Genomic DNA, 13,168 nt, shown 5'->3' with positions numbered 1-13,168 from the left:
CCATGGTGCTCGGACCGATTCCGGCTTCTGACTCGCGATTCATGCGGCGAGTCCGGCTTCACCAAGCGTGGTACCGCACCGAGGTGCTAGGCGTCTCCGCCTACGGAACTCTCGCCGTGTCGGGTCAGCCTTGCGCTTCCGTGTTGCCAGACGCGGCGGCAGAACGGCACTTGAACTTCGTCGGGCAAGAAGCTATCGACCGGTATCTGGAACGCCGTCAGCAGGGGTGGGGCGTAGACCCGATCCGTTGCACGAAATACCTCACGTCCAGTCAGACCCTTACCTTCAACATGCTCGCTCAGGCGGTTGCGCGCTCGGAGGCGTGCGCGAAGCTGTTCAATCGGTTGCTGAACCGAAGTGACTTGGAGCTGTTGGAGTCTTCTGTTTTTGAGTTCGCTGCTCAAGGCACTCGCTATGGGCTCGGCGACAAGACACTCCTCGACATGCTTCTGCGATTTCGCACGCGCGACGGGTCCTTGCAGGTCGTCGCCTTGGAAACCAAGCTTGCCGACCGATTCTCGACTCGTAGAACAGCAGCAATAGGTGGGGCCAAGTACGTGGCGCTTGCTGGCAGGAGCGCCCTGTGGACTGATTTCGAGGCAGCCGTGAGGGACAATCGCACCAGGCAGTTGACGCGTTGCCACGCGCTGGCGCAGTCAGTTCAGGAACACGACGAGCCGTCAGACAGGCACGCGGTCCTTCTGGTTCTGATGCATCCCGAGGATCACGCCGGTGGCCGGTCCGTTTCTGACTACGCCGGGCACCTAGCCGCCGAAGCACTCGTTGTTCGCACCTGGGACGAGTACTTGTCGGCTGCTCGATCTGCGCAAGCCCTCGAAGGCCCACTGAGCGAGGAGCTCAACCGACGCTATGTCGATCTGACGTGGAGTGACCTTGCGTGGCGGGCCTTCGAAGAATCAAGTCTGAGCCCCTCCCGAAGGAGTGCCTGAAATGGCGTTGAGTAATCGCGACCGCATCGACCGGATGTTTCAGGTCCTGGCCCCGGCACTCGATGATTTCATCGCGACCGTCGTTGGCCAGAGAGATCCCTCGCTCGGTGCCGTCTGGACGAAGCTCGTCCAGGCCAAGGACAGCAAGAACGGGGCACCGTCGACGAAGTCGTACGACGCCCTCGACCCGCAGGTGCAGTTTCGGATTCTGACCGAAGGCAACATCACCGCCGGGTTCAAGCCGGGCTGGTACCCCTTCAACCAGGCAATCGGGCGCGCGGGGGAGACGTTTGCCAGCGAGCTTCGCGAGGTGCGCAATGAGTGGGCGCACAACAAGACCTTCACCGACGACGACGCCTACCGCGCCCTCGACACCGGTGAACGACTTCTCAAGCTGGTTGGCGCCGCCAAGGAAGCAGATGAGGTCCGAGGCATTCGGCTGAATCTCCGCCGCGTGACCGCCGACAAGGACGACAAGAAGGTTCTCAAGGCAGCCGTAGACAATCCCGAGGCAGCTGGCCTGCGCCCGTGGCGCGAGGTTCTCCAGCCCCATGACGATGTCGCCACCGGCAACTTCCACGCCTCAGAGTTCGCGGCAGACCTATACAAGGTGGCGACGGGCGGCGAGGTAGACGCTGATTACGCCGACCCGGTCGAGTTCTTCCGCCGTACCTACCTGACCGAGGGCCTGCGCGACCTCATCGGCCGAGCTGTCCGCCGCCTGGCGGGTGATGACAACGCCTCGCCGGTCATCAACCTGCAGACCAACTTCGGTGGCGGAAAGACCCACTCGATGCTCTCGCTGTGGCATGTCGCCGCCGGCCTTCCTGTCGGCAACTTCCCCCAGGAGACCCAGGAACTCCTGACGGCCAACGGCTACTCGGCCAGCAAGGTCAACCGGGTCGCCATCGTCGGCAACCACTTCAGTCCGTCCGGCGTGACCAAGGACGACGGCACCCAGGTCAACACCATCTGGGGCGAGCTCGCATGGCAGCTCGGTGGTCCCGAGGCCTACGCGGTCGTGGCGAAGTCCGATCGAGACCGGACGCACCCGGGCGACGCTCTCCACGAGCTGCTCGCGAAGTACGCGCCCGCCGTCATCCTCATCGACGAGTGGGTCGCCTACGCCCGTTCGCTCGTTGGTCGTGACGATCTGGCGGGAGGCACGTTCGACGACCAGTTCACCTTCGCCCAGTCGCTCACCGAGGCTGCCAAGGGCACCAAAGGTGTCCTGCTCGCGATCTCGATCCCGGCATCGGAGACTGGAGACGCGAACGACAAGATCGCCGTCGGCAACGCTGAGGAGGTCGGCGGCCAGAACGGTCTCGAAGCGCTCAAGCGCCTTCAGAACGTCGTCCGACGCGTCGCTGACCAGTGGCGTCCCGCGTCGTCTGACGAGGCGTATCACATCGTGAAGCAGCGGCTCTTCAAGCAGCCCGACGCGGCCGCTCTCGCCGCCATCGGCGCGACCGCCCGGGCGTACGTCGAGATGTATCGGAAGTTCTCCGACGACTTCCCTCGCGAAGCCCGAGACGGCGCGTACGAGGATCGGATCAAGAGGACGTACCCGATCCACCCGGAGCTCTTCGACACCCTTTACGAGGAGTGGTCGTCGCTCGAGCGCTTCCAACGGACCCGCGGCGTCCTACGCCTGATGAGCACCGTCATCCACGCGCTCTGGACCGGCGAGGACCAGTCGCCGATGATCATGCCCGGGTCAATTCCGCTCGCGACATCGAACGTCAACTCCGAGCTCACGCAGTACCTCCAGGACTCGTGGAAGGCGATCATCGACGCCGATGTCGACGGCTCGAACTCCGAGCCGGCGCGCATCGACAAGGAGAAGCCGCTCTTCGGCCAGCGGGCACTGACCAAACGCCTCGCACGCACTGTGTTCTTCGGTGCTGCGCCAACGATCGCGCCGGGATCGGTGCACAAGGGCATCGGCACCCAGCGGGTGTTCCTCGGAACCGCCATCCCCGGTGACGTCCCGGGCAACTTCCATTCCGCGCTGATGCAGCTCGGCGACCGTGCGACGTACTTCTACTCGGGCTCGGGCAAGTACTGGTATGACGTCCAGCCCAACATCACTCGCACCGCCAAGGACCAGGCCGAGCGCCTCCACAAGGAGGACGTCTGGGCCGAGATCGTCCGACGGCTGCAGGATCAGGGCCGCAAACGGGGCGACTTCGCCGGTGTCCACGTCTGCCCAGAGTCGAACGCGGACATCCCAGACACCGACGAGGCCCGCCTCGTTATCCTCCACCCGAAGGTTGCGCACAAGCGTGGAGCGGATTCGGCGGCCAAGGAGTTTGCACAGAAGGCGACTGAGCATCGCGGCAGCTCGAACCGAACTCACCGCAACGCGCTTGTCTACCTCGCAGCGGACGAGGCGCGACTCGAGGAGCTCAATAGCGCGACCCGGGACTACCTCGGTTGGACGCACGTTCTCGCCAATGAGGCCGACCTAGACCTGACTCAGAACCAGAGGAACCAGGCGTCCCAGCGGAAGGCTCAGGCTGACCAGACGGTCACTGCGCGTCTGCTCCAGAGCTTCACGTGGGCCTTGGTTCCTGCACAGCCTGACCCGGGCGCTCCATTCCTCATCAAGGAGACCAAGGTCGAGGGGCAGTCCGACGCCTTGGCCGACCGCGTCTCGCGGCGTCTCGGAAACGACGGGGACCTTTCGACGCGGCAGGCCGCGGCGACGATTCGTCTTGCGATCGGCAAGGTCCCGCAGATCTGGAAGGACGGCCACGTCTCACTCGGGTCGCTGTGGGGCCTGTACTCGCAATACCCGTACATGCCGCGCCTGCGCGACCGCTCCGTTCTCAACACGGGCATCCTCGATCTGCCGATGATCTGGCAGACGGACGCCTTCGCGCTCGCGGCTGGCTACGACGAGGCGGCCGGGCGCTACATCGGCCTGTGGACTCCGGAGGACAAGGAGAGCGCCCCGGTCCCAGCCGACTCGCTCCTTCTCGTCCGTCCCGACGTCGCGCAGAAGCAGCGGTCGGACGAGCCTGGCCCTGCACCGGCTCCCGGGCCCGAGGCCGGTTCGGGACCGTCGCCCACACCACAACTTAGCAGTGGCCCGTCGCCAAGGCCGAAGGTCGACATTGTCTGGCCGACCCGCTTTTACGGGGTCAAGACGCTCAATTCGGACAAGATCGCACTCGAGTTCAAGAACGTCGCCGACGAGGTGCTCGCGCACCTGCGCTCCGGCGAGAACACGAGCGTCACGGTTCGGATCGAGATCGAGGCCACCGACACCGAGGGTTTCAACGAGAGCCGTGTCCGCACGGTCTCCGAGAACGCCCGCACGCTCAAGTTCGACCAGTCAGGCTTCGAGGAAAGCTGATCGACGAATGGCGCGATTCGGAAGGGAGCCGGGAGACCGCGGAGCTCTGGATGTGCGCACGACTGGGCGAGGGGCGATTCAGGGGTTCTTCGTCCCCAAGGACACTCCGGGCCCTGGGACCGACGCAGCCGATCGGCTTGCCGCCGGCGTCAAGTTGTTCGAGGCGAATCCGGCCACGGGTCAGCTGACTATCTATCCCACTGACACGCGGTCGTGGAGTGACAACTTCCTCGCTCCGAAGTACGCCAAGATCACCACGATCATCATTCCTGCCGATGTCGACCCGGATTGGGACGTAGCCGACGGTCTTGAGGAGTTGCCGTCCGGGTTTACCAAGGACTACGAATACGGACTCGGTCTCGCGCAGGAGTGCGAGGTCATCATCGGCCTGATCGAAGAGAGCACCGACTGTGTGGCGATCGAGTTCGTCTCGTCGGGCGATACCGCAGTCGTCGGCGCGACCTTCCGCATCAGCTTCGCCCGATTCGATTCCTTGCGAGCGGACTTGGCGCGCATCAAGGATCGAGGCGACCTCGGAATTCGTCGCGTGAAGGAAACGCACGTCCACAACGAGCTTGCTGAGGTCCTCGGCTTGGAGCGACGGGCGCTCTCTCTCGGGCGCCTGCGTACCTCGAAGTGGATGACGAGAGTCGCCTCAGGCGAAGTGCCTCTCAACGAGGAGGAGCAGGACACCCTCATCGAGGCCACCACCGCGAGCGCTGCACAGATCGCGTCGAAGCTGCCAGCGAAGATGGCTCGTCTCCAACGCGACATCGAGGTCGTCAATCTCGAGCAGCTCATTGCCTCGTACGCGAAAGCGCTCGACGACGGCCACAACGAGGACTGGTGGCAAGAGTTCTTCGAGGAGAACGTCTTTGCTCTTCAGTTGCTGTTCGGTGGCCCGACGGTTTTCGTCGACGCCCAAGTGCCGATCGGCGTGGGCGACAACTCGATCAAAGGCAAGAAGATCGCCGACTACCTGCTCAGGAACGCGATGACGAACAATGCCTCGCTGGTGGAGATCAAGAGGCCCAGCACCAAGCTGATGAAGAAGCGGGCCTACCGCGAGGGCGTCTACGGCGTCCAGTCCGAGATCGGCGAGGCCGTGACCCAGGTTCTCGATCAGGCTCTTCAACTGACGCGCCACGAAGCAGACACGAAGGCGAGGATTGGCGATTCATCTTGGGTGAGCAACGCTCCCCGCTGCTTCGTCGTTGCAGGACGCCTCAGCGAACTTGACACCGACGACAAGAAGAAGTCTTTCGACCTTTACCGCGAGCACGTGTCGGGAGTCCGCCTCGTCACCTACGACGAAATCCTGGAACAGTTGAAGACGCTCCGTGACTTCCTCGTGGCCGAGGCTTCCACGTGATTGGGGGGACGTTGTGCCGACCATGACGTTCGCTGATCTGCCGGAACCGAACGAGGTCACTTACGCCGAGGGCCGACTCACGACACGGACATACGCGAGCCGCAGCTTCACCCTGGAGTTCGGACGGGACCGTGGTCAACCGGCGAGGTATGTCCATCGGGTCTTCGATGAGGTCGTGACCGAAGACGACGAGTGGGAATGGACTAACGACGTGGTGTACACAACTCCGGGTGGGCGCAAACAGCTTCAGTTGCAAGTGGCGCGCGAAGCGGGCGCTGTCAGGAAGCTCCGCATCCAGAAGGTTCCGACCTCGGGCGACCTCACTCGTCTGGAGACAGCACTGGAACTCAATCGGGAGCAGGCCGCCAGCCTGATCGACATGCTGCGGGCCATCGATGCAATCCCGATCGAGGGCGAGACCACGGTCCGGGTTGACGACCAACTGCTCCGCGACGTGTTCGCCGATCCCACGGCGATGGCGAACGTCTACGCCAACGACCCCGAGCCGTTCCGCGCTCTGATCGAGAGCGACGCCAATGCCAGCGACGTAATCGCGCTCCAGCACCGCCGCGAGGTCGCTGCGACCATGCGTCAGTGGCTGGATGACGACGACGCGTTCGCAGAGGCGAACGCCGCGGCCGGCGGCCCGGAGAGGGCCTGGCAGCAATTGCTTGAAGCCAACCCGTGGGTGCTCGGGATTGGCCTTGGTGGTCAGCTCTTGACCTCATGGGAGGAGGGAAAGCTGGAGCAGACTGTCGTTGGCCGAAGCATCAAGGGCGTCGGCAAGCGCGCTGACGCACTGCTCCGCACCGCGGGGATCGTTCGGTCTCTGGCCTTCGCGGAGATCAAGCACCACCAGTCCCCGCTGCTCGGACAGCTGTACCGATCGGGCGCATGGAGTCCGTCGAAGGAACTCGCTGGCGCGGTCGTCCAAGCCCAGCAGACCGTGCACCTCGCTAGCCTCGAACTCGGTGACTACATCCTTGACCAAGCTGAAGACGGGGAGCTGTTGGGCAGCGGAACGTTCATCCTCAAGCCTAGGTCGTACGTGATCGTCGGCTCCCTGAACGAGCTGACCGGCGACAGCGGTGGTCCCGTTCCGGACAAGTTCAGGAGTTTCGAGTTGTTCCGCAGGAACCTGCACGAACCTGAGGTCATAACATTTGACGAGTTGGTCGTGCGGGCCGAATGGCACATCGAGGCCTCCGCAGTGGACGCGGCCTCTGATGGTTACGAAGGGCAGGGGCCCGAGGGACTCCGGGGCGGGTGTGAACCCGTGGGACTCTGACGAGCCGCCGTTCTAGGCAGACGAGCCCCGACACGCCTCTGAAGTGAAACAGTGCCAATCGTGCGCATGCCTAAAGCGATCTGATACCTTGGGTGCAGTCTCCTGAAGAAAGGATGTGTTCCCGTGGACGAAGGTCGCCGCTGGGCTATCGAGACATTTGGTTCGCAGGGTGTCCACATCCGTGGGCGGGTTGCTGAGCTCGTCCGAGAGGAACACACCGCCTCCGCTGACGCGCAAGAGGCGTCTGGCCACCGGAGTCGCGGAGTGTACGGCGAGTTCTGGCGCGGCGTCTTGGAGCGCTTCGAAGAGTTCGGCAGTCTCCCGCACGCGACCCTCCTTCCGCCCGGACGCGCGCCCTACAAGATCCCGGTGGTCAACGGTGTCGCGCTGTTTCCGTGGCGGTACGGGCGCGACCGGGATGAAGACCTCGCGTCGACTCCGTTCGTCACTTCCGACGCCCGGGTGGCGGTGTTCGAGCTAGGTGGCTCTGTGGCTCAGGGGGAGCTCGACCTGGGCGTCCCTGGTCCTGGCCTCACTGTCGAAGAGCAGGAACTTGCGACAGCGGTGGAGGCCGCCATCAGCGATTGCGCGGTCACGGCCAACAGGGTCGTCGTGGTGGCCATTTCAAGTTCCCCGATGGGACTACACGCGATGAGCTGGGGTGGCGTTACCGTCACCAGCGACGGTTGCTTGGTATGGGGCTTCATCGAAAGCTTGATGGACGTCACGGTGTCCGGCCCGGCGTGGGGCGTGGACGGTGAGAAGACATTTACCGCGGGCGAGCCCCCGGCGAAGGTGATCCGTCTCCAATCCGAGCCTGGCGACGAGTCCGACGTTCCCGCATCTGACGATGAGTGACAAGACTCAAGGCGAACTGCAACTCTTCGGAGACCGTGGGAGCAGCCTCCGTGAGGTTGCACGCGCCTTCGACTCTGCCCGTCTCACCCAAGCCCGGGTACTCGCGGAGCTGACGAAGGGTGAGTTGGCCGACGAGCTCGATGTTTCGGCCGCGGCGGTTGGTCAGTACGAAGCAGGGGCCACCAAGCCGCGGCCCGAACTACTCCCAGAGTTGTCGCGCATCTTGAAGGTTCCGATTGAGTTCTTTGCAGCTGGCCGGCCGATCGGTCGACTCGATGCCGCCAACGCACACTTCCGCAGCCTTCGGTCAACGCGGGCAAAGGATCGGGCCAAGGCCGCCACGCATGCAGAACAACTGTGGGAACTGACGTACGCGCTCGAGAAGCGCATACGCCTACCCGAGGTGGACTTGCCCGTGGTGGGAGAGGGCACAACGCCTGCTCAGGCGGCGCGCCTGGTTCGTCAGGAATGGGGGATCGGGCGGGGTCCGCTGCCGCACCTGGTTGCGACGATGGAGTCGCGCGGCGTTGTGGTCAGTCTGATTCCAATGACCAATGAATCCGTGACCCGTGTCAGCGCGTATTCGACCGACGCGCTGGGCCGCCCACTGGTGATCATCACGCCCGAGCGGGCTCGTTCGATCTACCGGTACCGGTTTACCTGTGCACACGAGCTCGGGCACCTGCTCCTTCACACCAACCCACTGCCCGGCGATCGGCAACAGGAAAGGGAGGCAGACGAGTTCGCCGCCGAGCTCCTGACGCCGAAAGCAGAGATCGAGCCGCTGCTCCCGCGCGCCATGCGAATCGCGACACTCGAGAAGTTGAGTGGCGAGTGGGGTGTGTCGGTGGAGTCCCTGGTTCGCCGTATGGGTGAGCTTCGCGTTGTCTCCGACTTGTCGGTGCGTCGCGCCTATCAGCGACTCAGTGCGGCCGCGGAGTTCCGACGTGATGAGCCGATCTCGACCTACAAGGGTGAGGTGCCATCCCTCCTGCGAGAGGCGCTGGAGCTCGCCGAACGACATGGGCTCACCAGACGAGAATTGGCGATCGAACTTTGCTGGACCGCTTCTCATCTGAGTGAGGTGCTCGGCGAGGACGATCCCCGCCCGGTTCTCAGCGTCGTGCGATGACGGGCGGACGCTAGGCCCTGTCGGATTCGACCCACTACCGTGCGATGGCGGAGGCGCGGACGTACAGGTCGGCGGGCATGGGGCAGCGGAGGCGCCAGGTGATCGCCATCGGCCGTTCACCGGTGTGCTCTACGTAGTCGACCTGGCCGAGGCACGTGTACGGGGCGCCGGTGCCGAAGTCGTCCTCTTGAACGTCGCGTACGAACAGCACGACGTGACTCCCGCGCTCAGCGTGCTCGCGGTAGCGACGGCCGGTCGGCGGCAGTCGAGTTCTGCGACATCCAGCGAACTGGTCAGCGGACAGCGCGAAGTCTCGGTACATCGTGTTCGGCGAGAAGTGCACCTCCGTCTTGTGGAGCATCACGAAGAGCAGGTCCGCACGCGTCGCCTCGGCCCATGCGACACCGGTCATGTGCGAGCCAGGCCCGCGCTCAAGGGTCGCGTAGTCGAACCCTGCGAGGATCTCCTCCCGCCGATACCGCGCGTAGATCTCGAAGGTGAGCATCCAGTCTGCGCCGTAGGGGTCGACGGTGTAGGTGACGTCCCTCGTGATGCTGCCCGACCGGGGGAGCGTAAAGTTCGCGAGCGAGACTGACGAGAAGAGCGCGTACGCCGCGCGGACATCGGCACGCTCGTCGCGCGACAGGGGCTCGGTGTGCGAGCGGGCGAGAAGCGTGCTCGTGGCGTGCTTCAGCTCGTCGGACGAACTCTCGTCAGCAAAGGCCGGTGTGCTTCCCATCCCAGCGACGAGGGCGACGATGAGGCCGAGTGCCGCGATGACACTGATGACCCGAGGTCGGATCGATGGCGCGTTCCTGATGTGCTCCCGAGAGAGGTGCTTGATTGGTCGGAGGCATACTGCGCCGATCCCACTGACACTTCCGGGAATGTTGTGTCCTCCTGCTTGCTCGGTACGGCCGCGCACGCCAAGCTGCCACGGGTAGACTGAATTGTCTACACGACGGTACGGTTGAGCGCATGAGCGACACCACCACCATTCGGATCAGTCGCACCACACATGACGAGTTGCGACGTCAGGCGGAGCGCCGCCACCAGACGGTCGGCGAAACGGTCGCGAGGGCAGTGGGGCTTCTCCAGCAGGAATCCATCGGCCGAGATCTCGCCGGGCCGCTGAGCGACGACGAGTCCCAATGGCTCGATGCTGACGCCGGGTGACGTCGTCGACCTCGAGCTCGGCGCTCCTGCAGGCTCAGAAGCAGGGTTGCGACGGCCAGCGATCGTCGTTACCGCCGATCGGATTCTCCGGGGCGGGCCCAACGTCGTACAGGTCGTTCCCATCACGCGCACGATTCGGGACAGTGGCGCCGAGGTCGTGATCGAGCCCGATCAGCACAACGGACTCGCTGCGGCCTCGTCTGCTCAGTGCCAACACGTGCGATCCGTTGCGGTGGGCCGAGTTGAGTCCCGACGTGGCAATGTCGGCCCGATCGTGCTGAATCAGATCCGCGGCGTCCTTGGGGTCATCCTCGACATCTAACTGCCCTTGTGCGTCAGGCGGGGTGGGACCCCACTTCTGAGTTCCTTCAATCTGCGCGGGCGGAGAAGCGAGACATCCGCCCGTGCTCAACCCCGGGGAACGGCCGGAGAAGGTCTCGAGTCAGTGAGAATAGAGGATCTCGTGGCGCTGGATATCTCTTACGCTCTTCGGATCGGCGGCTACTGCGACGTTCGATCCCGAGCACAGCGATGTCGACTTCCTCGCTGAGTTCGACGACGACGCGGGGATGGACGACTACTTCTCACTCAGGCCGGAGTTGGAGGCACTGATGGGTCGTCCCGTGGATCTCGTGTCACCGAAAGTACCCTGTGAGGCCGCGCTCACCCCGCCGCGCCGAACCCTGCGAACCGTCGCGCGAGCCGGTCCCGATCCGGCTTCTCCGTACGCCGCTCAGGCAGCTGCAGCGGCGTACGATCCATCTCCTGCAAACCGTGCTTCAGCATCGGCCCGTCGCGCTCCTCGAGCAGGTCGCGGTCGATGTGGACGACGTAGTCGGGAGAGATGCCGAGCAGGTTGGCGTCGTACGCGGCGTGGTGGATCTTGCAGAGGCTCAGCCCGTTCGTGACGATCGGCAGTCCGGCGTCGTCACCGTCCTCGGTGATGTGGGCGGCGTCGAGGAGGCGGCCGTGCCTGAGGCGGCACACGGCGCACTGGGTTGCGTACGCCCGCACGATCCGGCCGCGGAACTCCGGCTGGTGAAGGCGCTGCTTGACGACGCGCTCGGCGTATCGCCGCTCGTCGGGTGACAGGTGCAGTGGGTCCTTGAGGAACCGCAGACTCTCATCGAGCGCGAGGACGAACTGCTTGCTGGCCTGGTCATCGGCGACGACGTACACCGGGAACACCGGTACGAACTGACCGGCCGCAATCTTCCGCAGCAAGATGATCGGCAGCTGGAGTTCGTGCGCCCGACGCAGCTTCGTGTTGTCGCCCTGGATGGACCCTGCGCGGTAGTCGTAACGGAACAGCGAGTCGCCGACGTGCTGGTCGTCGTACGGGCCGTCGGGGGAGGAGACCACCGACAGGGTGGCAGCCATGTCTCGCGGGTTCCAGATCCCGCGCGACTGGTCGATGAGCCGACGCGGTCTCCCGCCGACCTCGAGCGCAGACAGCTGTGCACGCGTGACGAAGCCGTTCTCCGCGGTCGCCTCCGCGAGTGCGTGCATGATCAGCTGCCGCAGCTGTTCCTCACCGACGCTGTCCACGGGAGAAGCTTGCCAGAGCGCGTGGCCCGCCGTTGAAGGGATCTGTTTCTGTGACACCGGATTTCCGACCAGTCGGCGAGAAGGTCGTCGGCAACATCCCACTCGATGGCATCACCGCCGACCAGCGCGGGCGGGCCTGAGCACCCACCCGCGCCGATGCGCAGTCACCGCCGGCGCTTGAACACCGACTTCGGGATGTAGCCCGTCACGACCTGCGTACGGTCGACGACCTCAGCGTTGTGGTAGTTCACGGCGATCGAGGCGAACGAGTATGCCTTCGGCGCCGTGAGCCCCTGCGTGGTGACGAGGAAGTCCACTGTCTTCTCGACGGCGATGCGCATCGCGCGATCAAGGTCCCAGTGGATGCCCATCATGATCCAGTGGTCGTCGTCCTCGGCCCAGGGAAGCTCGGTCTCGACCTTCTTGTGCAGCTTGATCCGGAACGTTCCCGCGAGCGAGTGCTCGACTGCCGTTCCGCTCACCTCGCCGTCTCCCTGGCAGCTGTGGGGGTCGCCGACGAAGATCTGCGCGCCCGGCTGGAAGACCGGGAGATACAGGGTCGTTCCGACGATCAGGTCACGGACGTCCATGTTGCCGCCGAACTTGCCCGGTGGCGTCGAGCTCTGGACTCCGGTCGCCGGTGGCGGGGCGTCCTCCGTGTTGCCGATGAACTCTCCCGTCGGGGGAGCGACCGCGATGATCCCCATGAACTTGTGCGTCGGGATGATGATGTCGTCGGAGAAGAACACGACTTCCTCGCCGCGATGCATCCCGGTCCGGTAGAGGTGCGTTCGGACGTCGGGCCAGACGCCGGCAGGGAGGCCAGGCGGGATCTCGGCCGGGATGTCGAGTCCCTGGTCACCTTCGCGCCAGCCCGGATAGAACGTGGCCATCACACCGCCAGTCGCCGCGGTGTTGTTGAACCCGAAGGGGACTCGAGTGTCGATGTCGAGGATGTCGATGGCAATCGTGTCACCCGGCTCTGCCCCCTCGACGTACATCGGCCCGGTGAGCACGTGCCCGCCGTAGCGACGTCCGGTCGCATCGCGCTCCGGAAGCGTCTCCCAGAACGCGACACCGTCATCGAGCACCTCCTTCGCCTTCACGCCGAACGCACCGAAGTAGTCGTGCGGATGGATGGAGGCGTTGGTGAAGCCCTGATGGGACACTGCATCGACGCGGACGGTCTGGCCGGAACGCATCGTAAGGCCCGGCTCCCAGTCGATCGGGAAGCCGCCGAGGTGGAGATTGTCGGGCGTGGATTTGAGGTGGTGGTCCCACTTCGCACGGCCGGGGCGGCCAGGCCGCCCCTTCTGGCCGGCCGAGACGGGGGAGGCGGCGGCGACGCTGGCGGTGAGGCCTGCAGCGACGCTCCCGGCGATCAGACTCCGTCGGCTGACGGAGCTCCAGTGCGTGTTCGACATGGCAGTCCTTCCGTTCAAGGGTGGATCCGTGGAGGAGTCGGGTGCGCGGTCGTGGCGCG

11 protein-coding genes and 1 pseudogene are annotated in these 13,168 nt (G+C 64.6%); 9 read left to right on the top strand and 3 right to left on the bottom strand.

What is annotated here, in order from left to right:
• Positions 1-2 precede the first annotated feature (2 nt).
• The 6 genes from AB3M34_RS13050 to AB3M34_RS13025 all read left to right on the top strand — a co-directional run bounded on the left by AB3M34_RS13050 (position 3) and on the right by AB3M34_RS13025 (position 8,961).
• Positions 3-950 carry a PGN_0703 family putative restriction endonuclease gene (locus AB3M34_RS13050; protein ID WP_370620013.1) on the top strand — a complete coding sequence of 316 codons (948 nt, stop codon included), beginning with the start codon at positions 3-5 and terminating at the stop codon, positions 948-950.
• Position 951: 1 nt separating this feature from the next.
• Positions 952-4,311, top strand: coding sequence for a Swt1 family HEPN domain-containing protein (locus AB3M34_RS13045; RefSeq protein WP_370614450.1), 3,360 nt, complete (start codon positions 952-954; stop codon positions 4,309-4,311).
• 52 nt (positions 4,312-4,363) lie between these two features.
• Entirely contained in the window at positions 4,364-5,683 is a 1,320-nt protein-coding gene (locus AB3M34_RS13040) for a Shedu immune nuclease family protein (RefSeq protein ID WP_370614449.1), read from the top strand.
• A gap of 22 nt (positions 5,684-5,705) precedes the next feature.
• On the top strand, positions 5,706-6,971 hold the full coding sequence (locus AB3M34_RS13035) for a Shedu immune nuclease family protein (protein WP_370614448.1): 1,266 nt from the start codon (positions 5,706-5,708) through the stop codon (positions 6,969-6,971).
• A gap of 123 nt (positions 6,972-7,094) precedes the next feature.
• Positions 7,095-7,829: a hypothetical protein gene (locus AB3M34_RS13030; protein ID WP_370614446.1), complete on the top strand. Its 735-nt coding sequence runs from the start codon at positions 7,095-7,097 to the stop codon at positions 7,827-7,829.
• Complete coding sequence (locus tag AB3M34_RS13025) at positions 7,822-8,961, top strand: ImmA/IrrE family metallo-endopeptidase (RefSeq protein ID WP_370614444.1); 1,140 nt, start codon at positions 7,822-7,824, stop codon at positions 8,959-8,961. The genes AB3M34_RS13030 and AB3M34_RS13025 overlap by 8 nt, the downstream gene beginning before the upstream one ends.
• A gap of 34 nt (positions 8,962-8,995) precedes the next feature.
• Here AB3M34_RS13025 and AB3M34_RS13020 read toward each other — a convergent pair whose 3' ends face one another.
• Entirely contained in the window at positions 8,996-9,700 is a 705-nt protein-coding gene (locus AB3M34_RS13020) for a DUF3427 domain-containing protein (RefSeq protein ID WP_370614442.1), read from the bottom strand.
• Positions 9,701-9,939: 239 nt separating this feature from the next.
• Here AB3M34_RS13020 and AB3M34_RS13015 point away from each other — a divergent pair, with 239 nt between their 5' ends.
• The 3 genes and pseudogenes from AB3M34_RS13015 to AB3M34_RS13005 form a co-directional block, all read left to right on the top strand.
• Positions 9,940-10,137, top strand: a complete 198-nt coding sequence (locus tag AB3M34_RS13015; protein WP_370614440.1) for a hypothetical protein — start codon at positions 9,940-9,942, stop codon at positions 10,135-10,137.
• A complete protein-coding gene (locus AB3M34_RS13010) occupies positions 10,121-10,459 on the top strand; it encodes a type II toxin-antitoxin system PemK/MazF family toxin (protein ID WP_370614438.1) in 339 nt (112 codons plus the stop codon). The genes AB3M34_RS13015 and AB3M34_RS13010 overlap by 17 nt, the downstream gene beginning before the upstream one ends.
• Positions 10,460-10,595: 136 nt before the next feature.
• A pseudogene (locus AB3M34_RS13005) lies at positions 10,596-10,778 on the top strand (nucleotidyltransferase family protein); the annotation flags it as partial.
• 22 nt (positions 10,779-10,800) lie between these two features.
• Here the strand turns inward: AB3M34_RS13005 and AB3M34_RS13000 are convergent.
• Together AB3M34_RS13000 and AB3M34_RS12995 are read right to left on the bottom strand one after the other, a co-directional pair.
• Positions 10,801-11,685, bottom strand: a complete 885-nt coding sequence (locus AB3M34_RS13000) for an HNH endonuclease (protein WP_370614436.1) — start codon at positions 11,683-11,685, stop codon at positions 10,801-10,803.
• Between the two features lie 164 nt (positions 11,686-11,849).
• Positions 11,850-13,109, bottom strand: coding sequence for an acetamidase/formamidase family protein (locus AB3M34_RS12995; RefSeq protein WP_370614434.1), 1,260 nt, complete (start codon positions 13,107-13,109; stop codon positions 11,850-11,852).
• Between the last annotated feature and the right edge of the window lie 59 nt (positions 13,110-13,168).

The sequence above is a fragment of the Mumia sp. Pv4-285 genome (genome assembly GCF_041320275.1).
Taxonomy (GTDB): domain Bacteria; phylum Actinomycetota; class Actinomycetes; order Propionibacteriales; family Nocardioidaceae; genus Mumia; species Mumia qirimensis.
Note: the sequence above shows the minus strand (reverse complement) of the source record. Positions and strands in the feature narration are given on the sequence as shown.